This window comes from Kitasatospora sp. NPDC036755 (assembly GCF_040636595.1).
Classification (GTDB): domain Bacteria; phylum Actinomycetota; class Actinomycetes; order Streptomycetales; family Streptomycetaceae; genus Kitasatospora.
In genome coordinates, this window is the sequence record NZ_JBEZUT010000004.1 from 17,323 (window position 1) to 42,484 (window position 25,162).

The window sequence follows — 25,162 nt, forward strand, 5'->3', positions numbered from 1 at the left end:
CGCAGCAGCAAACCGTAGGAGCACACCGATGTCCGAGGCCCCCGAGACCAGCCCCACCGCCTCCCGCCGCACCCTGCTCTGCGGGGCCGCGGCCGTCCTGGCGGCCGGCGGCACCGTGGCGGTCACCGGGTGCAGTTCCTCGGCGGGGGACAAGGGCGCCCTCAAGGGCCCGGTCGACCTCGGCCCGGCTTCGGCCGTGCCGGAGGGCGGCGGCAAGGTCTTCCGCGAGCAGAAGATCGTGGTGACCCAGCCCACCGCTGGCCAGTACAAGGCGTTCAACGCCCGCTGCACCCACGCCGGCTGCCTCGTCGACCAGGTGAAGAACGCCCAGATCCAGTGCCCCTGCCACGGCAGCCGGTTCGCCATCGCCGACGGCGCCGTGCAGGACGGACCGGCCCCCTCCCCGCTGCCCGCCTACACCGTCACGGTCGAGGGCGGCAACCTCAAGGTGACCCCGAGCTGACCGAGTTGACCGAATTGACCGCCTCCCGACCGCCACGGTCCCCGTTGACGATCGCCGCCCCGCGGCCCCGGCCCCACTCGGTACGGTGGACCCATGGCTGACCCGAGCACCTACCGCCCCGCGCCCGGTGCGATCCCGACCTCCCCCGGCGTCTACAAGTTCCGCGACGCCCACGGCCGGGTCATCTACGTCGGCAAGGCCAAGAGCCTGCGGCCGCGCCTCTCGTCCTACTTCCAGGACCTGGCCGGCCTGCACCCGCGCACCGCGACCATGGTCACCACCGCCGCCTCGGTGGAGTGGACCGTCGTCGGCACCGAGGTCGAGGCGCTCCAGCTGGAGTACTCCTGGATCAAGGAGTTCGACCCGCGGTTCAACGTCAAGTACCGCGACGACAAGAGCTATCCGGAACTCGCCGTCACCCTGAACGAGGAGTACCCGCGGGTCCAGGTGATGCGCGGGGCGCACAAGAAGGGCGTGCGCTACTTCGGCCCGTACGGGCACGCCTGGGCGATCCGCGAGACGGTCGACCTGCTGCTGCGCGTCTTCCCCGTCCGCACCTGCTCCAACGGCGTCTTCAAGCGCGCCCGCCAGGTCGGCCGGCCCTGCCTGCTCGGCTACATCGGCAAGTGCGCCGCGCCCTGCGTCGGCAAGGTCTCGGCGGACGAACACCGGGCGCTGGCCGAGGACTTCTGCGACTTCATGGCCGGGCGCACCGGCAACTACCTGCGCCGGCTGGAAGACGGGATGCGGGAGGCCGCGGCCGAGCTGGAGTACGAGAAGGCGGCCCGGCTGCGCGACGACATCGGCGCCCTCAAGCGCGCGATGGAGAAGAACGCCATCGTGCTCGCCGACGCCACCGACGCCGACCTGCTGGCCGTCGCCGAGGACGAGCTCGAAGCCGCCGTGCAGATCTTCCACGTCCGCGGCGGCCGGGTGCGCGGCCAGCGCGGCTGGGTCACCGACAAGGTCGAGGACGTGGACACCGCCGGCCTGGTCGAGCACGCCCTCCAGCAGCTCTACGGCGGCGGCGAGTCCGTCCCCCGCGAGGTGCTCGTCCCCGCTTTGCCCGACCCGGCGGAGCCGGTCCGCGAGTGGCTCGGCGGCCTGCGCGGCAGCCAGGTCGACCTGCGCATCCCCCAGCGCGGCGACAAGAAGGACCTGATGGCCACCGTGCAGCGCAACGCCCAGCAGGCGCTCGCGCTGCACAAGACCAAGCGCGCCTCCGACCTCACCACCCGCAGCCGCGCCCTCCAGGAGATCGCCGACGCGCTGGAGCTGGACTCCGTCCCGCTGCGCATCGAGTGCTACGACATCTCCCACCTCCAGGGCGAGGACGTGGTCGCCTCCATGGTCGTCTTCGAGGACGGCCTGGCCCGCAAGAGCGAGTACCGGCGCTTCCAGATCAGGGGCTTCGAGGGCCAGGACGACGTCCGCTCGATGCACGAGGTGATCAGCCGGCGCTTCCGCCGCTACCTCCAGGAGCGCGAACAGACCGGCGAGTGGGCCGTCCCGGAGTCCGAGGACGGCCCGGCCGAGGACGACCGGCCGGAGGACGGCCCGCGCACCGAGGATGGCCGCCCCAAGCGCTTCGCCTACCCGCCTCAGCTGCTGGTCGTCGACGGCGGCCAGCCGCAGGTCGCCGCCGCCAAGCGCGCCCTGGACGAGCTCGGCATCGACGACGTCGCGCTGTGCGGCCTGGCCAAGCGCCTGGAGGAGGTCTGGCTGCCGGGCGAGGACGACCCGGTGGTGCTGCCCCGCTCCAGCGAGGGCCTCTACCTGCTCCAGCGGGTCCGCGACGAGGCGCACCGCTTCGCGATCAGCTATCAGCGCAACAAGCGTTCCAAGCGACTCACCGCCGGGGAACTGGACTCCGTCCCGGGCCTCGGCGAGACTCGCCGCCGGGCGCTGCTCAAGCACTTCGGCTCGCTGAAGAAGCTCCGGGCCGCCACCGTGGACGAGCTCTGCGAGGTACCCGGCATCGGACGCCGCACCGCGCAGACTGTTGCGGAGGCGTTGTCGTCCCGTACACCCGTCGCACCCGCGGTCAACACCGCGACCGGCGAGATCATCGAGGACGGGGTCGACGAGACCACCGAGCCGGTGGCAGCAGCACCCCAGACCGCACCATCCCAGGAGACGCCATGACGGCCGACGCCGCCCGTCAGCCGGTGCGCCCCGGCCCCGCCCGCCTGCCCGGGCCGGGGAAGGGCGGCCGAGCCGTACGCGTTCTCCCCAGCAGAAAGACCGAGAGCGGGGAACCGAAGTGACCGTGTCAGACGTGGCCGAGAACGCGCCGGAGCTGGTGATCATCTCCGGCATGTCCGGAGCCGGCCGCTCCACCGCGGCCAAGTGCCTGGAGGACCTCGGCTGGTTCGTGGTGGACAACCTGCCGCCGGCCCTGATCCCGACCATGGTCGACCTGGGCGCGCGCTCCCAGGGCAACGTCGCCCGGATCGGCGTGGTCGTGGACGTCCGCGGCCGGCAGTTCTTCGACGACCTCCTCACCTCGCTGGACGAGCTGGAGAAGCGCGGAGTCCGGCTCCGGGTCGTCTTCCTGGACTCCTCCGACGAGGCGCTGGTGCGCCGCTTCGAGAGCGTCCGCCGCCCGCACCCGCTGCAGGCCGACGGCCGGATCGTGGACGGCATCGCCCAGGAGCGCGACCTGCTGCGCGACCTGCGCGGCGAGGCCGACCTGGTGATCGACACCTCCAACCTCAACGTGCACCAGCTGCGGGCCAAGCTGGACGCCCAGTTCGCCGACCACGACGAACCCGAGCTGCGCGCCACCGTGATGTCCTTCGGCTTCAAGTACGGCCTGCCGGTCGACGCCGACCTCGTGGTGGACTGCCGTTTCCTGCCCAACCCGCACTGGGTGCCCGAACTGCGGGCCCGCACCGGCACCGACGCGGACGTCGCCGACTACGTCTTCCAGCAGCCCGGAGCCAACGAGTTCCTGGACGGCTACACCCAGCTGCTGCGCATCATCACCGAGGGATACCGCCGCGAGGGGAAGCGCTACATGACGCTTGCCGTAGGCTGCACCGGTGGCAAGCACCGCAGCGTCGCCATGTCCGAGCGTCTGACCAAGCGTCTCATCGCCGACGGAGTCGAGACGGTGCTCGTTCACCGTGACATGGGACGGGAGTAACCGCCGCCTCCCTGCCGGGCCCGTCGGCGGAGCGGTCGGCGGGCCGAGGAACGCGAGGTGATTGTGGCGGGATACGTGCCCGGGCGGCAGCCGCAGAGCAGGACCGGTGACCGGGCGGGCAGCCCGGCCCGGCCCACGGCGCCGAGTCGTCCGCGCAGCAGTCCCGCCCGGGCCAATCCGGCCCCGAGGATCACCGCGCTCGGTGGCGGGCAGGGCCTGTCCGCCTCGCTGTCCGCGCTGCGCCGGCTCACCAGCGACCTGACCGCCGTGGTCACCGTCGCCGACGACGGCGGCTCCAGCGGGCGGCTGCGCGAGGAGCTGGGGGTGCTGCCCCCGGGCGACCTGCGCAAGGCGCTGGCCGCGCTGTGCGGGGACGACGACTGGGGCCGCACCTGGTCCGAGGTGATCCAGCAGCGCTTCACCGGCAACGGGGAGCTCGGCGGCCACGCGGTCGGCAACCTGCTGATCGTCGCGCTCTGGGAGAAGCTGGGCGACCCGGTGGCGGCACTGGACTGGGTCGGCCGGCTGCTCAACGTCCAGGGCCGGGTGCTGCCGATGTCGGCGGTGCCGCTGGACATCGAGGCGACCGTCCGCGGCCACGACCCGCTGCACCCCGGCGAGCTCACGGCCGTCCGCGGCCAGGCCGACGTCGCGGTGACCCCGGGCACCGTGCAGTCGATCCGGCTGCTGCCCGACGAGCCGCCCGCCGTCCCGGAGGCGGTCACCGCCGTCCGGGAGGCGGACTGGGTGGTGCTCGGCCCCGGCTCCTGGTTCACCAGCGTGCTGCCGCACCTGCTGGTGCCCGAGCTGGCCGCGGCGCTCACCGAGACCCGCGCCCGCCGGCTGCTCACCCTGAACCTGGCCCCCCAGCCCGGGGAGACCGAGGGCTTCACCCCCCAGCGCCACCTGGAGGTCATCGCCGACCACGCTCCGGACCTCGCGGTGGATGCGATCCTGGTGGACGAGCGCGCCGTCACCGGCGGGGCCTTCGGCCAGGCCGACCTGGACGGCTTGGAGAAGTCCGCGGCCCGGATGGGCGCCGCTCTGGTACTCGGCTCGGTGGCCCGCACCGACGGGACGCCGCGACACGACCCCGAGCTGTTGGCGGCAGCGTACGACCGGATTTTCCGGACACATGGAAGGATCGGGCCATGGCGATGACTCCAGCGGTGAAGGACGAGATCAGCCGGCTCCCGGTCACCCGGGCCTGCTGTCGCAAGGCGGAGGTGTCGGCGATCCTGCGGTTCGCGGGCGGACTGCACATCGTGAGCGGCCGCATCGTGATCGAGGCGGAGCTGGACACCGGAGCGGCGGCACGGCGGCTGCGCAAGGACCTGCTGGAGATCTTCGGGCACTCCTCGGACCTCGTGGTGATGGCCCCCGGCGGGCTGCGCCGCGGCAGCCGCTTCGTGGTGCGGGTGGTCAAGGACGGCGAGCTGCTCGCACGCCAGACCGGGCTCGTGGACGGCCGCGGCCGTCCGATCCGGGGGCTGCCCCCGGCGGTCGTCTCCGGGGCGACCTGTGACGCCGAGGCGGCCTGGCGCGGGGCCTTCCTGGCGCACGGCTCGCTCACGGAGCCGGGTCGCTCCTCCTCGCTGGAGATCACCTGCCCCGGCTCCGAGGCCGCCCTCGCGCTGGTCGGCGCCGCCCGTCGGCTCGGCATCCCGGCCAAGGCCCGCGAGGTGCGCGGCGTGGATCGGGTGGTGATCCGCGACGGCGACGCGATCGGCGCCCTGCTGACCCGGCTCGGCGCGCACGAGTCGGTGCTGGCCTGGGAGGAGCGCCGGATGCGGCGCGAGGTGCGCGCCACCGCCAACCGGCTGGCCAACTTCGACGACGCCAACCTGCGCCGCTCGGCCCGGGCCGCGGTGGCGGCCGGTGCCCGGGTGGCCCGCGCGCTGGAGATCCTCGGCGACGAGGTGCCCGAGCACCTGGCCGCGGCCGGCCAGCTGCGGATGCAGCACAAGCAGGCCTCGCTGGAGGAGCTGGGCGCGCTCGCCGACCCGCCGCTGACCAAGGACGCGGTGGCCGGCCGGATCCGCCGTCTGCTGGCGATGGCCGACAAGCGCGCCTCCGAGCTCGGCCTGCCGAGCACCGAGGCCAGCATCACCGACGAGATGGCGATGAACTGACGGTCACGCCCGGTGACGACACCACGGCCGGCGCCCCCGCTCGGGGGCGCCGGCCGTCGGCGTTCCCGGGCGTTCCCGGGGGCGGCCTCCGAACGGGTTTCCGGGCCCGCCGACACTCCCGAATTGGTAGAGACCACTGGCCCGGGACCAACTGCCCGGCGGAGCAAGGCCGGACGGCCTGAAATCGGGTTTCGGCCGCGCCACGCCCGGTCCCACCAGGCGGCGCGATGTGCCGTCCCAGGCCCCGGAGGGGTAGGGTCATAGGCGGTCGGGGACTTCCCAAATCTCACCCCCGCCGGGCCTCGCGCCCGGCGTACCTAACGAGGAGATCGGTTCGTGACGATCCGGGTAGGCATCAACGGCTTCGGCCGCATCGGCCGCAACTTCTTCCGCGCGGTCAAGGCTCAGGGCGCGGACATCGAGGTCGTGGGTGTCAACGACCTCACCGACACGAAGACCCTGGCCCACCTGCTCAAGTACGACACCACCCTGGGGACCTTCCCGGGCGAGGTCTCGCACACCGAGGACAGCATCACCGTCGACGGCCACACCTTCAAGGTGACCGCCGAGCGTGACCCCGCCAACCTCCCGTGGGCCGCCCTGGGCGCCGACATCGTCGTCGAGTCCACCGGCATCTTCACCAAGGCCGAGGCCGCGAAGAAGCACCTCGCCGCCGGCGCGAAGAAGGTCATCATCTCGGCGCCCGCCAGTGACGAGGACGTCACCATCGTGCTGGGCGTCAACGACGAGAAGTACGACGCCGCCAACCACCACATCATCTCCAACGCCTCCTGCACCACCAACTGCGTGGCGCCGATGGCGAAGGTGCTGAACGAGGCCTTCGGCATCGTCAAGGGCCTGATGACCACCGTCCACGCGTTCACCAACGACCAGGTGACCCTGGACTTCCCGCACAAGGACCTGCGCCGTGCTCGTGCGGCCTCGCAGAACATCATCCCGACCTCGACCGGCGCCGCCAAGGCGACCGCCCTGGTCCTGCCGGAGCTGAAGGGCAAGCTGGACGGCACCTCGCTGCGCGTCCCGGTCCCGACCGGCTCCATCACGGACCTGGTCGTCACCCTGGAGCGCGAGGTCACCAAGGACGAGGTCAACGCGGCCTTCCAGAAGGCCGCGCAGGAGGGCCCGCTCAAGGGCATCCTGGCCTACACCGAGGACCCGATCGTCTCCTCGGACATCGTCAACGACCCGGCTTCGTGCATCTTCGACAGCCAGCTCACCATGGTCCAGGGCAACCAGGTCAAGGTGCTCGGCTGGTACGACAACGAGTGGGGCTACTCGAACCGCGTGGTCGACCTGGTCACCCTCGTCGGCGGGCAGCTCTGACCTTGCGGGAGCTGACGTGATGTAGGGGCGAGGGCCCGGGCGGCGTACGGTGCCGGCCGGGCCCTCGTTCCGCGCTCAAGGACTTCTCAGGCGGCCCCTGCGCCGTGCCGCCTCACTGCGCATCAACCATCTCCCCAGGAGAAACCGAATCCCCGTGAAGACCATCGAAGAGCTCATCGAAGCCGGCGTCGAAGGCAAGCGCGTGTTCGTGCGCGCCGACCTGAACGTGCCGCTGGACGGCGACACGATCACCGACGACGGCCGGATCCGCGCCGTCGCGCCGACCATCGCCAAGCTGGCCGCGGCCGGCGCGAAGGTCGTCGTGGCCTCGCACCTCGGCCGCCCCAAGGGCGAGCCGGACCCGAAGTTCTCGCTCGCGCCGGTGGCCGTGCGCCTCGGCGAGATCCTCGGCAAGGACGTCGCCTTCGCCGCCGACACCGTCGGTGACAGCGCGGCGGTCACCGTGGCCGGGCTGGCGGCCGGCGAGGTCGCGCTGCTGGAGAACCTGCGCTTCAACGCCGGCGAGACCAGCAAGGACGACGCCGAGCGCAAGGCCTTCGCCGAGCAGCTGGCCGCGCTGGCGGACCTGTACGTCGGTGACGGCTTCGGGGCCGTGCACCGCAAGCACGCCTCGGTCTACGACCTGCCGGCGCTGCTGCCGCACGCCGCCGGCGACCTGATCGCCACCGAGGTCGGCGTGCTGAAGAAGCTCACCGAGGAGGTCGCCCGCCCGTACGTGGTGGTGCTGGGCGGCGCCAAGGTCTCCGACAAGCTGGGCGTGATCGACAACCTGCTGGAGAAGGCCGACCGGATCCTGATCGGCGGCGGCATGGCGTACACCTTCCTCAAGGCCAAGGGCCACGAGGTCGGCATCTCGCTGCTGCAGGCGGACCAGATCCCGACCGTCCTGGAGTACCTGGCCCGGGCCGAGGCGCGCGGCGTCGAGTTCGTGCTGCCGGTGGACGTCCTGGTCTCCGCCGAGTTCCCGGACCTCAAGACCAAGGCCCCGGCGAACCCCTCGACCGTCGCCGCGGACGCCATCCCGGCCGACGAGGAGGGCCTGGACATCGGCCCGAAGACCCGCGAGCTGTACGCGGCCAAGCTGGCCGACGCGGGCACCGTGTTCTGGAACGGCCCGATGGGCGTCTTCGAGCACCCGGACTACGCGAACGGCACCAAGGCCGTCGCGCAGGCCCTGATCGACAGCGACGCGTTCACCGTGGTCGGTGGCGGCGACTCCGCCGCGGCCGTCCGCATCCTGGGCTTCGACGAGACGGAGTTCGGGCACATCTCGACCGGCGGCGGCGCCAGCCTCGAGTACCTGGAGGGCAAGACCCTCCCCGGTCTCGCCGCTCTGGAGGACTGAAAGCACATGACCGACCGTCTCCCGCTGATGGCGGGCAACTGGAAGATGAACCTCAACCACCTTGAGGCCATCCAGCACACCCAGAAGCTGGCCTTCGCGCTGGCCGACAAGGACTACGAGGCCGTCGAGGTCGCCGTCCTGGTGCCGTTCACCGACCTGCGCTCGGTGCAGACCCTGGTGTTCGGCGACAAGCTGAAGATCAAGTACGGCTCGCAGGACATCTCGCAGCACGACGGCGGGGCCTACACCGGCGAGGTCTCCGGCCCGATGCTGGCCAAGCTGCAGTGCACCTACGCGGTGATCGGCCACTCCGAGCGCCGCCAGTACCACGGCGAGGACGAGGAGGTCGTCAACGCCAAGGTGAAGGCCGCCTACCGCGCCGGGATCACCCCGATCCTCTGCGTCGGCGAGCCGCTGGACGTCCGCAAGGCCGGCACCCACGTCGAGCACACCCTGGCCCAGCTGGACGGCGGCCTGGCCGGCGTCCCGGCCCACCAGGCCGAGTCGATCGTGGTCGCGTACGAGCCGGTCTGGGCGATCGGCACCGGCGAGGTGGCCACCCCGGAGGACGCGCAGGAGGTCTGCGCCGCGATCCGCGCGCGGATCGCCGAGCTGTACGACGCCGAGCTGGCCGGCAAGGTCCGCGTGCTGTACGGCGGTTCGGTGAAGTCGTCGAGCGCGGCCGGCCTGATGGCCAAGCCCGACATCGACGGCGGCCTGGTCGGCGGTGCCTCGCTGGACGCCGAGGAGTTCGTCAAGATCGTGCGCTACCGTGAGCAGGCAGTAGGCTAACGCCGCCGCAGCAACGTAGGCTTTGGGGCCGGACCGCCGTACGCGGCCCGGCCCCTTCGCCGAAGATACGAGAGAGTTGGTCCCGTCGTGGTTCTCGGGTTCTCGATTGCCCTGATCATCTTCAGTCTGCTGATGATCCTCCTGGTGCTGCTGCACAAGGGGAAGGGCGGCGGCCTGTCCGACATGTTCGGCGGCGGCGCGATGTCCACCGGTGGCGGTTCGGCGGTGGCCGAGCGCAACCTGGACCGCATCACCATCGTTGTGGGCGTGGGATGGTTCGCATCCATCATCGTGCTGGGCCTGCTGATGAAGACCTCGGTCTGACGTACCCCTGACGCCCCGTCGCCCGAGCGCCTATCCTGTAACGGCCCGGTGCGGAGGCGATGGTGGCGGATGCTTAACTCCTGCTTACACTAGGACGACTTTCGCCACCGACGCGCACCGCGGCGGGTCGGCGCACCAGTACGCAGGGAGTCAGACCGTGGCAAGTGGCAATGCCATCCGTGGCAGCAGGGTCGGGGCCGGCCCGATGGGCGAGGCGGAGCGCGGCGAGTCCGCCCCGCGCAACCGGATCTCCTTCTGGTGCGCGAACAAGCACGAGACCCGACCCAGCTTCGCGGCCGAAGCGGCGATCCCGGAGACCTGGGACTGCCCGCGCTGCGGCTTCCCGGCGGGGCAGGACCAGCACAACCCGCCGGCGCCCTCGCGCAACGAGCCCTACAAGACCCACCTCGCCTACGTCCGCGAGCGGCGCACCGACGCCGACGGCGAGGCGATCCTGGCGGAGGCGCTGGCGAAGCTGCGCGGCGAGATCTGACCGGAACACCCGCTGAACACCCGCTGAACGGCGCGAAGGGCGCCACCGTCGAACGACGGTGGCGCCCTTCGGCGTTGCCGGGCCCGCCTACGCGGAGGCCGGCGGGTACAGCTGCGGCGGGATCTGCTCCGCGGCCGCGCGGTCCAGCAGCCACAGGGTGCGGCTGCGGCCGTACGCCCCGGAGGCGGGCGCCTGGAGCTCGCCGGGGCCGGACAGGGCCAGCGCGACCGCGCCCGCCTTGTCCTCGCCGGCGGCCAGCAGCCAGACCTCGCGGGCGGTGCGGATCGCCGGGAGGGTGAGCGAGACCCGGGTCGGCGGGGGCTTGGGGGCCCCGCGCACGCCGACCACGGTCAGCTCGGTCTCCCGCACGCCGGGGTGCTCCGGGAAGAGCGAGGCGACGTGGGTGTCCGGGCCGACGCCGAGCAGCAGCACGTCGAAGGCCGGGACACCGAGCCGGTCGCCCGGACCGGCCGCCTTCGCCAGCTCCTCGGCGTAGCGGGCGGCGGCGGCCTCCACGTCCGAGCCGTCCACCCCGTCCGAGGCGGGCATCTCGTGCACCCGTGCCGGGTCGAGCGGGACGGCGTCCAGCAGCTCGGCGCGGGCCTGGACGGCGTTGCGCTCCGGATCGGCGGCGGGCAGGAAGCGCTCGTCGCCCCACCAGAGGTCCAGCCGGCCCCAGTCGACCGCGTCGCGCGCCGGGGAGGCGGCGATCGCGGCCAGCAGGGCGTTGCCGTTGCGACCGCCGGTGAGCACCACCGAGGCGCTGCCGCGGGCGGCCTGGGCGTCCACGATCCGGGTGATCAGGCGGGCCGCGGCCGCCTGGGCCATCAGCTCCTTGTCCCGGTGGACGACCAGCTGCGGGGTCGCGTTGGTCATGCGCCTTCCTTGGTGGTGCGCTTGCCGGAGGCCTTCCGGGCGGGCTTCTTCTCCGCCGTCTCGGCGGTCACCCGGTCCGGGTTGGCCACGGCCGCCTCGGCGGCCTGCTCGACCGCCTCCTCGGCCTCCGCCGCGACCTCGCGGGCGACCTTCTCGGCCGCCTCGGTCTCGGCGTTGTCCGGCTCGTGCAGCTGGTCGACGGGCGTGCGCACGGCCGTCGCGTAGATGTCGTCCGGGTCCAGGCGGCGCAGCTCCTCGGCGATCAGCTCCGAGGTCTCGCGCCGCTTGAGCGCCACCTGGCGGTCCGGCGAGCCGGGCATGGAGAGCGTGCCGAGCAGGCCGTCCGGGCGGTCCAGTGTGATGTCCCCGTCCTTGGTGCGCAGGCGCACCGCGGTGATGCCGGGGCCGTTGGTGACGACCCGCTCGACCGGCACCTGCAGCCGGTTGGTCAGCCACAGGCCGAGCAGCTCGACGCTCGGGTTGTACGACTCGCCCTCGACCACCGCGGAGACGATCGTGGACGGCCGCTGGTCCAGCGCGGCGGCCAGCATCGAGCGCCAGCCGGTGATCCGGGTCCAGGCCAGGTCGGTGTCGCCCGGGGAGTAGCTCTGCGCGCGCTGGGCGAGCTGGCCGACCGGGGACTCGGCGGTGACGGTGTCGGTGATCCGGCGCTGGGCGATCGAGCCCAGCGGGTCCTGCGCCGGGTGGAGCGGCGCGTTGTCCGGCCACCAGACCACGGTCGGGGCGTCCGGCAGCAGCAGCGGCAGGACCACCGACTGGGCGTGCGCGGCGAGTTCGCCGTGCATCCGCAGGACAACCGTTTCGCCGGAGCCGGCGTCCGAGCCGACCAGGATCTCGGCGTCCAGCCGGGTCTCGGCCCGGGCCCGGGGCGAGCGCCCGGCGCGCTTGATCACCGCGAGGGTGCGCATCGGGTGCTCGCGGGAGGCGTCGTTGGCGGCCTTGAGGGCGTCGTAGGCGCTGCCCTCGTCGGTCACGATCACCAGGGTGAGCACCATGCCGGCGGCGCCGGAGCCACGGGCCCGGCGCGCCTCCATCAGCGCGGCGTTGATCTTGCTGGACGTCGTGTTGGTGAGGTCGATCTTCATGGCCGGCGCCAGCTCCTGCCGTCTCGTGCGAGCATCTCGTCCGCCTCGACGGGGCCCCAGGTCCCCGCCGCGTACTGGGCGGGCTTGCCGTGGGTGTCCCAGTACTTCTCGATCGGGTCGAGGATCTGCCAGGAGAGCTCGACCTCCTGGTGGCGCGGGAACAGGTTGGCGTCGCCGAGCAGCACGTCGAGGATGAGCCGCTCGTACGCCTCCGGGCTGGACTCGGTGAAGGACTCGCCGTAGGCGAAGTCCATCGTGACGTCCCGGACCTCGAAGGAGGTGCCCGGCACCTTGGAGCCGAACCGCACCGTCACGCCCTCGTCCGGCTGCACCCGGATGACCAGGGCGTTCTGCCCCAGCTCCTCGGTCGCGTAGGAGTCGAAGGGCAGGTACGGGGCGCGCTGGAAGACGACGGCGATCTCGGTGACCCGCCGGCCCAGGCGCTTGCCGGTGCGCAGGTAGAACGGGACGCCCGCCCAGCGGCGGTTGTTGATCTCCAGCTTGATGGCCGCGTAGGTGTCGGTCTTGGAGTCCGGGTCGATCCCGTCCTCGTCCAGGTAGCCGACGACCTCCTCGCCGCCCTGCCAGCCGGACGCGTACTGGCCGCGCACGGTGTGCCGGCCGAGGTCGGCCGGGAGCTTGACGGCGCTGAGCACCTTGAGCTTCTCGGCCACCAGCGCCTTGGGGTGGAAGGAGGCGGGCTCCTCGATGGCGGTGAGCGCCATCAGCTGGAGCAGGTGGTTCTGGATGACGTCACGGGCGGAGCCGATGCCGTCGTAGTAGCCGGCCCGGCCGCCGATGCCGATGTCCTCGGCCATGGTGATCTGCACGTGGTCGACGTACGACCGGTTCCAGATCGGCTCGAACATCTGGTTGGCGAAGCGCAGCGCCAGGATGTTCTGGACCGTCTCCTTGCCCAGGTAGTGGTCGATCCGGAAGACCTCGTCCCGGGGGAAGACCTCGTGGACGACCTTGTTGAGCTCCTGGGCGCTCTCCAGGTCGTGGCCGAACGGCTTCTCGATGACCGCGCGGCGCCAGGAGCCCTGCGGCGGGTCGGCCAGGCCGTGCTTCTTGAGCTGCTGGACGACGGTCGGGAAGAACTTCGGCGGGACGGACAGGTAGAAGGCGAAGTTTCCGCCGGTGCCCTGGGCCTGGTCCAGTTCCTGGATGGTCTCGCGCAGCTTGTCGAAGGCGTCGTCGTCGTCGAAGGTGCCGTGGACGAACCGCATGCCCTTGGCGAGCTGCTGCCAGACCTCCTCCCGGAAGGGGGTGCGGGCGTGGTCCCGGACGGCGTCGTGGACCTCCTTGGCGAAGTCCTCGTCGTCCCACTCCCGGCGGGCGAAGCCGACGAGGGAGAAGCCCGGCGGAAGCAGACCGCGGTTGGCCAGGTCGTAGATGGCCGGCATCAGCTTCTTGCGGGACAGGTCGCCGGTGACCCCGAAGATGACCAGACCGGACGGCCCCGCGATGCGCGGGAGCCGTCGGTCGGAGGGGTCACGAAGCGGGTTGACCGGGCTGGGCGGGAGGTCGTCCACGTCCGATTCCGGAGTCAACTCGGGGAAATCAGTGCTCACTTGATGGGCTCCGCTTTCGTGCGCTGGCTGTGAGCCTGGGTCACTTCTCGTCGGCGAAGGAAGCGAGCGAGGCGGTGACGGTGTCGAGCAGTTCCTTCCAGGACTGCTCGAACTTCTCGACGCCCTCGTCCTCCAGGACCTGGACGACGTCGTCGTAGTCCACGCCGGCGGCGGCGATCGCGTCCAGCACGGCCTTGGCGTCGGCGTAGTTCGGGACGATGGTGTTGCCGGTGACCACACCGTGGTCGCCGGTGGCGTCCAGGGTGGCCTCGGGCATCGTGTTGACGGTGCCGGGGGCGACCAGCTCGGTGACGTACAGGGTGTCCGGCAGGGCCGGGTCCTTGACGCCGGTGGACGCCCAGAGCGGGCGCTGCGGCTTGGCGCCGGCGGCCTCCAGGGCCTTCCAGCGGGCGCTGCCGGCGGTCTTGCCGTCGACGCTGCCGAAGACCTCCTCGTACGCCTGGTAGGCGAGACGGGCGTTGGCCAGGGCGGCCTTGGAGCGCAGGTTCCGGGCGTCGCCGCCGATCTTGTCCAGGCGCTTGTCGATCTCGGTGTCCACGCGGGAGACGAAGAAGGACGCGACCGACTCGATCTGGGAGAGGTCCAGGCCCTTGGCCTTGGCGGTCTCCAGACCGGTCAGGTAGGCGTCGATGACGGCCTTGTAGCGCTCCAGCGAGAAGATCAGGGTGACGTTGACGCTGATGCCCTTGCCGATGACCTCGCTGATCGCGGGCAGGCCGGCCTTGGTGGCGGGGATCTTGATGAAGACGTTCGGGCGGTCGACCAGCCACCACAGCTGCTTGGCCTCGGCCACGGTGACGGCGGTCTCGTGGGCCAGGCGCGGGTCGACCTCGATGGAGACCCGGCCGTCGCGGCCGTTGGAGGCGTCGTAGACCGGGCGCAGCACGTCGGCCGCGTCGCGCACGTCCGAGGTGGTGATCATGCGGATCGCCTCGTCGGTGGTGACCTTGCGGACGGCGAGGTCGCGCAGCTGGCTGTCGTAGGAGTCGTCGCCGGCGCCGGCGATGGCCTTCTGGAAGATGGTCGGGTTGGTGGTCACGCCCACCACGTGCTTGTTCTGCACCAGTTCGGCCAGGTTGCCGGAGTTCAGCCGCTTGCGGCTGAGGTCGTCCAGCCAGATCGCAACGCCTTCGTCGCTGAGGCGCTTCAGTGCGTCAGTCATGGTGCTTCAGTCCCTTGTTCTTCTTGCTTCGTGGGGTGGTCTGAGGGGGCCGCGTGCCCGCGTGCGGGCGGGCACGCGGCCCAGGAACCGCTAGCGGTTGACGGCTTCGAGGGAGCGCAGGGCGTTGTGGGCCTCGGCCACCACGCGCTCGGCGGTGATGCCGAACTCCTCGAACAGCACCTTGTAGTCAGCGGAGGCGCCGAAGTGCTCCAGCGACACGATCCGGCCGTGGTCGCCGACCAGCTCGCGCCAGCCCTGGGCGATGCCGGCCTCGACCGAGACGCGGGCCTTGACCGACGGCGGCAGCACGCTGTCGCGGTAGGCCTGGTCCTGCTCCTGGAACCACTCGAAGGACGGCAGCGAGACCACGCGGGTGGCGATGCCCTCGGCCTCCAGCACCTCGCGGGCCTGGACGGCCAGCTGGACCTCGGAACCGGTGCCGAGCAGGATCAGCTGCGGGTCGCCGGTGGAGGCCTCGGCCAGGACGTAGCCGCCCTTCGCGGTGCCCTCGGCGGAGCCGAAGACCTCGCGGTCGAAGGTCGGGACGCCCTGACGGGTCAGGGCCAGGCCGACCGGGCCGGGGTGGCTGGTCTGGCGCTCGACGATGGTGCGCCAGGCGACGGCGGTCTCGTTGGCGTCGGCCGGGCGGACCATGGCCAGGCCCGGGATGGCGCGCAGCGAGGCCAGGTGCTCGACCGGCTGGTGGGTCGGGCCGTCCTCGCCGAGGCCGATCGAGTCGTGCGTCCAGACGTAGGTGACCGGCAGCTTCATCAGCGCGGCCAGGCGGACGGCCGGGCGCATGTAGTCGGCGAAGACCAGGAAGGTGCCGCCGTACACGCGGGTCCTGCCGTGCAGCGCGATGCCGTTCATGGTGGAGCCCATGGCGTGCTCGCGGATGCCGAAGTGGATCGTCCGGCCGTACGGGCCGGCCGACTTCAGCGGGTTGCCCTCGGGGAGGAAGGAGCTGTCCTCGTCGATGGTGGTGAGGTTGGACTCCGCGAGGTCGGCCGAGCCGCCCCACAGCTCCGGGATCACCGCGCCGAGCGCCTTGAGGGTGTCGCCGGAGGCCTTGCGGGTGGCGACGTCCTTGCCGGCCGGGAAGGACGGGACGGCCTTCTTCCAGCCCTCGGGCAGCTCGCCGGCCTCGATGCGGTCGAAGTCGGCCGCGCGCCCCGGGTTGGCGGCGCGCCAGGCGTCGAAGGACTGCTGCCACTGGTCGCGGGCGGCCTTGCCGCGCTTGATGACCTGGCGGGCGTGCTCGATGACCTGGTCGCTGACCTCGAAGGTCTTCTCCGGATCGAAGCCCAGGACCTTCTTGGTGGCGGCGATCTCGGCGGCGCCGAGCGCGGAGCCGTGGGCCTTGGCGGTGTTCTGGGCGTCCGGGGCCGGCCAGGCGATGATGGTGCGCATCGCGATGATCGACGGGCGGGAGGTCTCGGCCTTGGCCGCGGCCAGCGCCTCGGCGACGGCGGCGACGTCGATGTCGCCGTTGGCCTTCGGGGTCACCCGCTGGACGTGCCAGCCGTACGCCTCGTAGCGCTTGAGGACGTCCTCGGAGAAGGCGGTCTCGGTGTCGCCCTCGATCGAGATGTGGTTGTCGTCGTAGAGGGCGACCAGGTTGCCCAGCTTCTGGTGGCCGGCCAGCGACGAGGCCTCGGCGGAGATGCCCTCCTCCAGGTCGCCGTCGGAGACGATCGCCCAGATGGTGTGGTCGAAGGGGGACTCGCCGGCCGGGGCCTCCGGGTCGAACAGGCCGCGCTCGTAGCGGGCGGCCATCGCCATGCCGACCGCGTTGCCGATGCCCTGGCCGAGCGGGCCGGTGGTGGTCTCCACGCCCGCGGTGTGGCCGTGCTCGGGGTGGCCGGGGGTGCGGCTGCCCGCGACGCGGAAGGCCTTGAGGTCGTCCAGCTCCAGGCCGTAGCCCGAGAAGTACAGCTGGGTGTAGAGCGTCAGGCTCGTGTGTCCGGGGGAGAGGACGAAGCGGTCACGGCCGACCCAGGAAGGGTCGGTCGGGTCGTGCCGCAGGAACCGCTGGAAGATCAGGTACGCGGCCGGGGCCAGGGACATGGCCGTCCCCGGGTGCCCGTTCCCGACCTTCTGGACGGCGTCCATGGCCAGGACGCGCGCAGTGTCAACCGTGCGCTCGTCCAGATCGGTCCACTCGAATGCGTTCGTCGGCGCAGTGCTCACCCTGTCTCAGGGCTCCTTCCATTGTGAAGAGTGACCCCGTGAATGGGGACCGGGTCGGCCACGGCGCTGTGGTCCCGACGCTGGGTGGTGCCGGTCACGGAGGGTAGATCCCGCTTCTCCGTGCGAGCCTACCGTCCGGGCCGCCACTCACCCTCCGTGCTGGGACAACCGGCAATTCCGCATGCAGATTCCCGGGGGAACGGTGCGAATGGATTTGTCCCAGACTCTCCCGGTTCGCCGCCCGCCGCCGCTCCGGTGGTCAGGACGGGCTAGGGGGTCCCGCGGCGGGCCCTCAGGGGTGTCCCCGGGGGGTTCACCCGGGGGTGTGCGTTCCGCCTCGCCGGGGGACCCCGGAGCCGGATGCGATATATGGAGCGTCTATGGTGTCGTGGTACGCGCAGAGCGGACGATTCGGGACCCTTCGTTCCTGTGGACGCCTGCGAAGATTCATCTTCAGTTGGGGTGTTAGTGACCGCCGTCGAAACCCGTCCCGCCGGGGTCACCGGGGCGACTCCTGCGCACCGGCCCTTCGGGGCCCGTGTCGGCGCGTTCGTCGCACTGACCAAGCCGCGGATCATCGAGCTGCTGCTGATGAGCACCGTGCCGGTGATGTTCCTGGCCCAGCAGGGCGTGCCGAACCTGTGGCTGGTCCTGAAGGTCGTCGTCGGCGGCTACCTCTCGGCGGGCGGTGCCAACGCCCTCAACATGTACATCGACCGCGACATCGACGCGGTCATGTCGCGCACCGAGCGGCGGCCGATCGTCACCGGGATGGTGTCACCGCGCGAGGCGCTGGTCTTCGGCATCGTGCTCGCGATCGGCTCGACCCTGCTGCTGGGCTACGGGGTCAACTGGCTGTCGGCCTGGCTGGCGCTCGGCGCGCTGCTGTTCTACGTGTTCGTCTACACGCTGGGGCTCAAGCGGCGCACCTCGCAGAACATCGTCTGGGGCGGCATCGCCGGCTGCATGCCGGTGCTGGTCGGCTGGTCCTCGGTGACCAACTCGGTGTCCTGGGCCGCGGTGGTGCTGTTCCTGGTGGTCTTCTTCTGGACGCCGCCGCATACCTGGGTGCTGTCGATGAAGGTCCGCGAGGACTACGAGCGCGCCGGTGTGCCGATGCTGCCGGTGGTCAAGGGCAACGTCGCGGTCGGCAAGCAGGTCGTCGTCTACTCCTGGGTGATGGTGGCGACCTCGCTGGCGCTCTGGCCGCTGGGGCACATGAGCTGGCTGTACCCGGTCGTCGCGGTGCTGCTGGGCGGGGCCTGGCTGCGCGAGGCGCACGCGCTGTACGGGCGGGCCAAGGCCGGCATCGTGGGCGCGAAGCTCAAGGAGATGCGGCTGTTCCACTGGTCGATCACCTACCTGTCGCTGCTGATGGTGGTCTGCGCGATCGACCCGTTCGTGAAGTAGAGGCTGTACGAGGAGAGCCCCGGTCCAGGCGGACCGGGGCTCTTCGCGTTCTCAACGGGAGGGCGGCTCGCTCAACGGGAGGGCAGCTCGGAGGGGCCGACGTGGCCGTCCAGCCAGTCCCGCAGCGATTGGGAGGCGTGCAGGAAGCCGGTGATCCGGGTGTACGCGGCGCGGGTGCCCAGCCACTTCGCGGGCTCCCACTCCTGCCAGGCCACCAGGCCCTTGTGGCGCAGCAGCCCGATCCGGGGGTGGTCCTTGGGGTAGCCGCGCGGGGCCGACTTGAGGGAGTCCCGGCCCACGACCAGCGGGCCCTGCTGCTCCACCCGGGCGATCACCCGCTCCAGCTCCGCGCCGGTGACGTCCTCCGCGACGGCGGCGCGATAGCGCTCCAGCTGGTCCGGGGCGAGCCGGTAGTAGCCGTTGCCGCAGGCCAGGCCGTCGGCGGAGAGCTGGATGTAGCCGCCGCTCTCCAGGTGGGCGCCGATGTGCGTCTTGTACGGGGACTTGTCGGCGCTGAACCGGACGTCGCGGTTGGGGCGGAAGATCTTCCCCGGCCCGAACTCGGGCTCCAGCTCGGCGAGCAGCTCCTCCATCGGGGCCCGCACGGCGTCGTCGTACTGCTCTCTGTGGGCCTGCCAGAAGGCCTTGGAGTTGTCGGCTTCCAGGTGCTCGTAGAAGTCGAGCGCCTCGGCCGGCCAGCCTGTGAACGTCACCCCTCCAGTATGTGGCCCGGTGCACAGGGCGTTCCCGTCGCCAGCGGCGCTACCGGTGGGTAGCATGCGGGCATGAGCAGCGCAGAGACCTCCACCGCCGCGCCGGACGCCCGCACCGAGCGCCGCGCCAAGCGCATCGCCAAGAACCTGACCAGCTTCGCCCGCGAGCACGGGGGCGGCGACGCCGTCGTCGAGTACGTCGGCTCCGTGGCCACCCGCATCGTGGTCGTCGGCGCGGACGGCGCCTGGGGCGACCAGGTCGCCCCCAGTTACGCCGTCGGCAAGCGGGCCGCGGAGCTCGCCGGGCTGACCCTGCACGACGACTTCGAGGGCGAGCTGGGCCTCAAGGTGAAGACCGGCGCGTACGAGTGGAAGCGCATGGCCGGCATCCAGATCTGAGCCCGCACATCGCGAACGGCCTGGTTCCCCCACACGGGGGAACCGGGCCGTTCGTCGTACCGGGGCACCGCCGCACCTCGTCTACGGGCTAGGTGCGCTGGAAGTCGGCGGGGTCGACTTCTGGTGCTTGACGGCCTGGGTGCGGCAGTGGGCGAGGGCGTACCTGATGCGGGTGTCGGGGTTGGGGGTGGTGGTGAGGAGTTCGCCAGCGGTGACGAGGGTGGCCCAGTAGAGCGTGGGGTTGCCGGTGCGGGGCATGGGTCGGGCGTGGCGTCGGGCCCGGCTTGGATCATCACGGGCATCGAGCGTGAGCCGTCACCGACGAGGATACGGACGAGCCGGTCGGTCGGACGGCCGACACCGACGAGCTTGCGGGCCTGGCAGCCGGTCTAGCCGATGACGAGCATCCGTGGTTGAGCCCGTTCGACGACGCCACTCTCGTCAGCGAGTCGGCATTGGCGTTCAGCGACCTCGGCCGCCCCAAGGAGGCTCTTCGGCACGGGATGCAGGCTGTGGTGCTACGGGAGGAAGGCCGCACACGTTCGCTCACCTTCAGCAGGATCACCCTCGTCCGTATCCATGCCGATCGCGGTGACCTGGACGCTGCGATCAGTGTCGGAGCCGAGCTTCTCGACACCAGCCCGACACTCGGGTCCGTTCGGGTCGTTCGCCAGATGGATGACCTCCGTGAACTCCTTGAGAAGCACCGCGACTACGGCCCGGTCTGTGAATACCTGGCACGATTCGATGAGGCGCGCAGAGCCCGGCAGCTCCTGCTCGCTGACATCATCCCGTTGCCTCGGGGAGGTCCAACATGAGGCCCGCACCTACCGACACCCAAGCCTGGAACGCCTACCTGGCGGAGGGGAACGCCAGGCAAGCCCGGAAGCGCGTCTCGGCGGACGTGATCCTGCGCGACCGGGCTGGTCGCATCCTGACCGTCAACCCGACCTACAAGGAGGGCTGGGACCTCCCCGGCGGGATGGCTGAAGCCAACGAGCCACCGGACGAGGCCGCAGTGCGGGAACTGCGCGAGGAATTGGGCCTGGAGATCAGGATCCATCGCCTGTTGGTCGTGGACTGGGTTGCGCCGCACGGCCCGTGGGACGACCAGATCGCGTTCATCTTCGACGCGGGAACCCTCCCACCCACTCGGGCCGCGGGGGTTCGCCCACACGACGACGAACTGTCCGAGGCCGTCTTCCTCCCCGCATCGGAGGTCGCCGAGCGACTGCGGATCCGCCAGCGGAACCGGCTGAACGCCGCTGTCAGGGCAATCGCAGACGGTGGCACACGGTATCTGCGTGACGGGGTAGAGATGTGGTGACGCCAGGGGCAGTGAACGGGGCAGACCGGCTCCCGTCTGCGTCGCCGGGCGGCGGCGCGCGCTTGGACCATGATCACCCAGCCCCCGCTCCCGCAGCTGCGCGTACACGTGGCGGGATGTGTTCCTGCGAACAGGAGTTCAGGTTTGACCGAGCACCATGAGCCGTTCCTCTACGTCATCGTCTGCGCCTCGGGAATCGCTGACGGCGTGGGCGAACTGATCACCGCCGCCCGCGCCGAGGGATGGAAGGTCGGGGTGATCGCCACTCCCAACGCGCTCGGCTTCCTGGACCAAGAAGCCATCGAGGCCCAGACCGGCTATCCGATCCGCTCGGCCTGGCGCACGCCCGGAAGCTCGCGGCCACTGCCGGAGGCGGATGCCGTCGCGGTCGTCTCCGCGACGTTCAACACCATCAACAAGTGGGCCCTCGGGATCGCCGACACGCTCGCGTTGGGCATCCTCTGCGAGGCGTACGGGCTGGGCATTCCCGTCGTCGTCCAGCCCTACGTCAACTCCGCCCTCGCGGCCCACCCGGCCTATGCGGAGAGCCTGGCCCGCCTGCGCTCGATGGGCGTCCTGATCGGCGACTCGGTTCCCCACAGGCCCAAGTCCGGCGGAGCGCGACGAGTACAACTGGACCCATGTCCTCGACGCGCTTCGCCCGACCCTCGGCAGCTGTTCGAAGCCGACCACGTGAGAAGCGATACCGCGAGGCGAGATCCACAGGAGGCGGGGATGCCGCCGCCGCTCCACCTGGTGTCCGTCGCGGGGCGCGAGGGCGGCCGGGTGCCGGCGATCCGGCTCTTGGACGGCGGGGAGGCGGTCGAGCTGGAGGGCCAGTTGAAGGAGGTGTTCGCGGAGGCGTTCGCGGAGCCTCCCTACGGCGAGGGGCCGGCCGACGTGGAGCGGGCGTTCCGCCGGTTCCGCTCGCAGGTGCGGCGGCGGGGGTTCCGGGCGGCGGTCGCCTTCGACGGCGACACCGTCGTGGGCATGGCGTACGGCTACCCACTGTCGGCGAGCACGGGATGGTGGGACACCCTGATCGATCCGGTGCCCGAGGATCTGAGGCGCGAGGACGGACGGCGCACGTTTCGGTCTCTTCGAGCTGGCGGTCCGGCCTCGGTGGCGCCGCCAGGGGGCCGCCACCCGCATGCATCGCGTCCTCATCGAGGGAGTCGACAACGCCCGGGTGATGCTGAACACCCGACCGGAGGCGACTGCGGCCCAGGCGTCCTACCGAGCGTGGGGCTACACGCGCGTCGGGTCGGCGATCCCATGGGAGGGCGCGGCTCGGCACGACGTGATGCTGCTCGATCCGGCCCGTCCGGTGGCGTGAGCGTGAGATCCCAATCGACGCCGCTCCGCTCGATGGCCGTTGCGGGGTGGCGGTGCGCGAGGACGGCCGGGTGCTGGCGATTCGCCGGGCTGACAACGGGACCGGGAGCCTCCGGGTGGTGTTCTGGAGCTGGATGAGGCCGTCGAGGACGGCGTGCGCCGCGAGGTCTACGAGTAGACCGGGATCAAGGTCGGCGTGGAGCGGCTGAGCAGCATCTACAAGAACGTGAGCCGAGGTCTATGCCGTACGTGTCCTGGATGCGCTCCGGAATGACTCGGCACCGAACATCCGGACTCACGACGGGCGACAGCTGCTGTGGCAACGTCGAACCGCCCGCTGTCCGATCGACCACCTCCACCTCCACCTCCACCTGCAGCACGCGGCAGGTGGAGGTGGTTCGAGGCGAGCAAGTGCAAGGAGTGACGTCCTCGACGCTCAGCGTTAGTTGATCGTGGTCAGGCTAGGGCCGGCCGCCGGGGCGCCCCCTGTAGGGTCGAGTCGTGGCAACTCTGGCGCTCTTCGACATTGACAAGCAGGTGCTGCCTGAGGTCCCCGCGGAAGCAGTCGAGCACGGTGAGGTCTTCACCCGCCGTTGGGTCGTCGAGCTCATCCTCGATCTGCTCGGCTATACGCCGGACAGGGACCTCGCGCAGCTGAAGGTCGTCGAGCCTGCTTGTGGTGCAGGGGCATTCCTTGGCGTGATCGCTTCACGGATAAGTGCCTCATGTAGGGCTCACGGTCGTCCGATCACCGACGCAGTGCATGCCGTCCAGGCGTTCGACCTGCTCGGGCGTAACGTGGCCGAGAGCCGGGAAGTCGTCGAAGAATGGCTCCACGGTGATGGCTGGGGGCGCAGTGAGGCTCGGAAGGTTGCCTCGCACTGGGTGCAACAGGGCGACTACCTTCTCCAGCCTGATGTCGAGCACCGTGCGGACTTCGTCGTTGGCAATCCCCCCTACATCAGGCTGGAGGATGTCCCCGACGGTCGGATGGAGGCCTACCGTAGCGTGTGCTCCACAATGGGAGGCCGTGCCGATATCTACGTCGGCTTCTACGAGGTGGCACTCCGGAGCTTGCAGCCGGGGGGCCGGCTCGGTTTCATCTGCGCAGACCGTTGGATGAGGAACCAGTACGGCCGTAAGCTCCGCCAGCTGGTGACCAGGCAGTTCAGCATGGACCTGACGCTGGTGATGCATGACGTGGACGCTTTCCAGGAGCAGGTCTCGGCATATCCTGCTATCACGATCATTTCCCGCCAGGCGCAGGGTGGCGCGGTTGCCGCCGATACGACCCGCGCGTTCGGGAAGCCGGAAGCCCGTGACTTCCTCGCCTGGTACGAGGCTGAGGATCGGAGACCGATTTCCACAGCCGCCTTTCAGGCGGCCCCTCTGCCGCACTGGTTCCCTGACGAGGACTCCTGGCCGGCGGCCTCACCTGCCAGGCTCGCCGTTCTCGAAGACCTCAGCGACCGGTTTCGCCTACTGGAGGACAAGGCCACAGGGACACGCGTCGGCATCGGTATCGCGACCGGTGCGGACAAGGTTTTCATCACTGATGATCGCGAACTGGTTGAACCGGACCGGCTCCTGCCTCTGGCCATGGTCCGAGACACCACCACCGGTTCCATCGACTGGAGTGGGTCCTGCCTGGTCAATCCGTGGAACTCCCAGGGCGAACTCGTCGACCTTGTTGCCTATCCGAAACTCGCCGCCTACTTCCGCCAACACAGTGGCGTCCTGCGTAAGCGGTATGTCGCAGTCAAGCAGCCCGACCGTTGGTACAAGACGATCGACAAGGTCGACCACGGACTGACAAGCCGGTCCAAACTTCTCTTTCCGGACATGAAACTGACAATCCATCCGGTGCTTGATGAAGGGAAGTTGTACCCTCACCACAACCTGTACTTCATCGTCTCGGACGTCTGGGACATGCGCGTGCTCGGCGGCCTGCTCCTCTCCAAGGTGGCCGAGGCGTTCGTAGAGGCATACGCGGTCAAGATGCGTGGGGGAACGCTCCGCTTCCAGGCGCAGTACCTCCGCAAGATCCGTGTTCCGGACCCGACGGCCATCGCCGAGGAGGACCGTGCTGCCCTGGTTGACGCCTTCGACAAGCGGGACGTGAAGGCGGCCACCGAGGCGGCACTGCGCGTCTACGGGCTTACCGAGCTACCCGATTAGGAGGAACCGACCTTGACAGTCAGCCGCCAGGATTTCGAGGACGCTGTTGCGGCGTACTGGGGTGTCAAGCAGGCCCAGAATGATCAGTCGGCGATCAGGGCCGCAGCCGGTGCTGGCACTGCGGGTTCTGTCAGAGGTGGCAAGCACTTCGATTCCATTGCGGCCCTCCTGGCGAAGTTCTTCCTCGAAGCGGGCTATCCGCGTGAGAGCATCCGGATCACCAAGGCTCAGCGGCTGGAGCTCCCTGGCTACTACCGGCCGCAGAAGCAGTGGGACGTCGTCGTCGCGTACGAGGACACGCTGGTTGCTGCCTTCGAAATGAAGGCCCTGGGTGGGCCGTCTTTCGGCAACAACTACAACAACCGGGTCGAGGAGGCCCTGGGCAGCGCCGTCGACCTTCGAAGGGCGGCATTGGCTGACCTCTACCCCGGGGAGAAGCCCTGGCTCGGTTACTTCTTCATCATGCAGGACGAGGAAGGATCGAGGAGGCCGGTGAAGCCGGCCGAGGGAGTTCTCCCAGTCGAGGACATCTGGCGCGGCAAGTCCTACCAGGAGCGGTTTGGGATCTTCTGTCAGCGGTTGATGACCGAGCAGCTCTACGATGCGGTTTGCTACGTCACGTCCTCCGCGACCGACCCGAAGCCGAATGAGCCGGTTGCCAGTCTGGACTGGCGGCACTTCTCTGCTGCTATAAACGCGCGGATCGGCTACCTGCAGGAACTGGGACTGCCGAAGCCGCATTGGCCTCACAGCGCCTTGTTCGGGGATCTCGGCTAAGCCTGATCTGATACGGCGAAGGCCCCCATCGT

General features: G+C 70.4%; 23 protein-coding genes and 2 pseudogenes. 19 read left to right on the top strand and 6 right to left on the bottom strand.

The window, feature by feature from the left end:
• The first annotated feature begins 28 nt into the window (after positions 1–28).
• The 10 genes from AB0E96_RS01465 (at position 29) to AB0E96_RS01510 (ending at position 10,062) form a co-directional block, all read left to right on the top strand.
• The gene (locus tag AB0E96_RS01465) at positions 29–463 is read left to right on the top strand and encodes a Rieske (2Fe-2S) protein (protein WP_359817174.1); all 435 of its coding nucleotides are present in this window, start codon (positions 29–31) and stop codon (positions 461–463) included.
• Positions 464–556: 93 nt separating this feature from the next.
• Positions 557–2,608 (top strand): excinuclease ABC subunit UvrC, encoded by a 2,052-nt coding sequence (gene uvrC, locus AB0E96_RS01470; protein ID WP_359817176.1) that lies wholly within the window; start codon positions 557–559, stop codon positions 2,606–2,608.
• Positions 2,609–2,726: 118 nt separating this feature from the next.
• Complete coding sequence (rapZ, locus tag AB0E96_RS01475) at positions 2,727–3,611, top strand: RNase adapter RapZ (RefSeq protein ID WP_359817177.1); 885 nt, start codon at positions 2,727–2,729, stop codon at positions 3,609–3,611.
• Between the two features lie 63 nt (positions 3,612–3,674).
• On the top strand, positions 3,675–4,772 hold the full coding sequence (yvcK, locus tag AB0E96_RS01480) for a uridine diphosphate-N-acetylglucosamine-binding protein YvcK (protein WP_359817255.1): 1,098 nt from the start codon (positions 3,675–3,677) through the stop codon (positions 4,770–4,772).
• Positions 4,763–5,743 (top strand): DNA-binding protein WhiA, encoded by a 981-nt coding sequence (gene whiA, locus AB0E96_RS01485; RefSeq protein ID WP_316527119.1) that lies wholly within the window; start codon positions 4,763–4,765, stop codon positions 5,741–5,743. The genes yvcK and whiA overlap by 10 nt, the downstream gene beginning before the upstream one ends.
• Before the next feature lie 336 nt (positions 5,744–6,079).
• The gene (gene gap, locus AB0E96_RS01490) at positions 6,080–7,087 is read left to right on the top strand and encodes a type I glyceraldehyde-3-phosphate dehydrogenase (RefSeq protein ID WP_359817179.1); all 1,008 of its coding nucleotides are present in this window, start codon (positions 6,080–6,082) and stop codon (positions 7,085–7,087) included.
• 154 nt (positions 7,088–7,241) lie between these two features.
• Positions 7,242–8,453 carry a phosphoglycerate kinase gene (locus AB0E96_RS01495; protein ID WP_359817181.1) on the top strand — a complete coding sequence of 404 codons (1,212 nt, stop codon included), beginning with the start codon at positions 7,242–7,244 and terminating at the stop codon, positions 8,451–8,453.
• A 6-nt stretch (positions 8,454–8,459) separates the two neighbouring features.
• Positions 8,460–9,245, top strand: a complete 786-nt coding sequence (gene tpiA, locus AB0E96_RS01500) for a triose-phosphate isomerase (RefSeq protein WP_359817183.1) — start codon at positions 8,460–8,462, stop codon at positions 9,243–9,245.
• Between the two features lie 87 nt (positions 9,246–9,332).
• Positions 9,333–9,569 carry a preprotein translocase subunit SecG gene (gene secG / locus AB0E96_RS01505; RefSeq protein ID WP_359817184.1) on the top strand — a complete coding sequence of 79 codons (237 nt, stop codon included), beginning with the start codon at positions 9,333–9,335 and terminating at the stop codon, positions 9,567–9,569.
• Positions 9,570–9,726: 157 nt separating this feature from the next.
• Positions 9,727–10,062: an RNA polymerase-binding protein RbpA gene (locus AB0E96_RS01510; RefSeq protein WP_188300552.1), complete on the top strand. Its 336-nt coding sequence runs from the start codon at positions 9,727–9,729 to the stop codon at positions 10,060–10,062.
• An 87-nt stretch (positions 10,063–10,149) separates the two neighbouring features.
• Here AB0E96_RS01510 and pgl read toward each other — a convergent pair whose 3' ends face one another.
• The 5 genes from pgl to tkt form a co-directional block, all read right to left on the bottom strand.
• Positions 10,150–10,938: a 6-phosphogluconolactonase gene (gene pgl, locus AB0E96_RS01515; protein ID WP_359817187.1), complete on the bottom strand. Its 789-nt coding sequence runs from the start codon at positions 10,936–10,938 to the stop codon at positions 10,150–10,152.
• Complete coding sequence (gene opcA / locus AB0E96_RS01520; protein ID WP_359817189.1) at positions 10,935–12,044, bottom strand: glucose-6-phosphate dehydrogenase assembly protein OpcA; 1,110 nt, start codon at positions 12,042–12,044, stop codon at positions 10,935–10,937. Before opcA ends, pgl begins: the two co-directional genes overlap by 4 nt.
• The gene (gene zwf / locus AB0E96_RS01525) at positions 12,041–13,579 is read right to left on the bottom strand and encodes a glucose-6-phosphate dehydrogenase (protein WP_359817257.1); all 1,539 of its coding nucleotides are present in this window, start codon (positions 13,577–13,579) and stop codon (positions 12,041–12,043) included. The genes opcA and zwf overlap by 4 nt, the downstream gene beginning before the upstream one ends.
• A gap of 79 nt (positions 13,580–13,658) precedes the next feature.
• Positions 13,659–14,801, bottom strand: coding sequence for a transaldolase (gene tal, locus AB0E96_RS01530; RefSeq protein WP_359817191.1), 1,143 nt, complete (start codon positions 14,799–14,801; stop codon positions 13,659–13,661).
• Positions 14,802–14,891: 90 nt separating this feature from the next.
• The gene (gene tkt / locus AB0E96_RS01535) at positions 14,892–16,991 is read right to left on the bottom strand and encodes a transketolase (protein WP_359817193.1); all 2,100 of its coding nucleotides are present in this window, start codon (positions 16,989–16,991) and stop codon (positions 14,892–14,894) included.
• Positions 16,992–17,453: 462 nt separating this feature from the next.
• Here tkt and AB0E96_RS01540 point away from each other — a divergent pair, with 462 nt between their 5' ends.
• Complete coding sequence (locus AB0E96_RS01540) at positions 17,454–18,401, top strand: heme o synthase (RefSeq protein WP_359817195.1); 948 nt, start codon at positions 17,454–17,456, stop codon at positions 18,399–18,401.
• A 71-nt stretch (positions 18,402–18,472) separates the two neighbouring features.
• On the opposite strand, the gene AB0E96_RS01545 is transcribed toward AB0E96_RS01540, so the two are convergent.
• On the bottom strand, positions 18,473–19,114 hold the full coding sequence (locus tag AB0E96_RS01545) for a DUF2461 domain-containing protein (protein ID WP_359817197.1): 642 nt from the start codon (positions 19,112–19,114) through the stop codon (positions 18,473–18,475).
• Between the two features lie 72 nt (positions 19,115–19,186).
• Here AB0E96_RS01545 and AB0E96_RS01550 point away from each other — a divergent pair, with 72 nt between their 5' ends.
• From AB0E96_RS01550 to AB0E96_RS01585, 8 genes and pseudogenes are all read left to right on the top strand, one after another.
• On the top strand, positions 19,187–19,513 hold the full coding sequence (locus AB0E96_RS01550) for a hypothetical protein (RefSeq protein ID WP_359817199.1): 327 nt from the start codon (positions 19,187–19,189) through the stop codon (positions 19,511–19,513).
• A gap of 413 nt (positions 19,514–19,926) precedes the next feature.
• The gene (locus AB0E96_RS01555) at positions 19,927–20,331 is read left to right on the top strand and encodes a hypothetical protein (RefSeq protein WP_359817200.1); all 405 of its coding nucleotides are present in this window, start codon (positions 19,927–19,929) and stop codon (positions 20,329–20,331) included.
• Entirely contained in the window at positions 20,328–20,840 is a 513-nt protein-coding gene (locus tag AB0E96_RS01560; protein ID WP_359817202.1) for an NUDIX hydrolase, read from the top strand. Before AB0E96_RS01555 ends, AB0E96_RS01560 begins: the two co-directional genes overlap by 4 nt.
• Before the next feature lie 144 nt (positions 20,841–20,984).
• Positions 20,985–21,537 (top strand): annotated as a pseudogene (locus AB0E96_RS01565) (flavoprotein).
• Between the two features lie 408 nt (positions 21,538–21,945).
• Positions 21,946–22,176: a GNAT family N-acetyltransferase gene (locus AB0E96_RS01570; RefSeq protein WP_359817258.1), complete on the top strand. Its 231-nt coding sequence runs from the start codon at positions 21,946–21,948 to the stop codon at positions 22,174–22,176.
• Between the two features lie 7 nt (positions 22,177–22,183).
• A pseudogene (locus AB0E96_RS01575) lies at positions 22,184–22,492 on the top strand (NUDIX domain-containing protein); the annotation flags it as partial.
• 184 nt (positions 22,493–22,676) lie between these two features.
• Positions 22,677–24,353, top strand: a complete 1,677-nt coding sequence (locus AB0E96_RS01580; protein WP_359817204.1) for an Eco57I restriction-modification methylase domain-containing protein — start codon at positions 22,677–22,679, stop codon at positions 24,351–24,353.
• 12 nt (positions 24,354–24,365) lie between these two features.
• A complete protein-coding gene (locus tag AB0E96_RS01585; RefSeq protein ID WP_359817206.1) occupies positions 24,366–25,130 on the top strand; it encodes a PaeR7I family type II restriction endonuclease in 765 nt (254 codons plus the stop codon).
• The last annotated feature ends 32 nt before the right edge of the window (positions 25,131–25,162 follow it).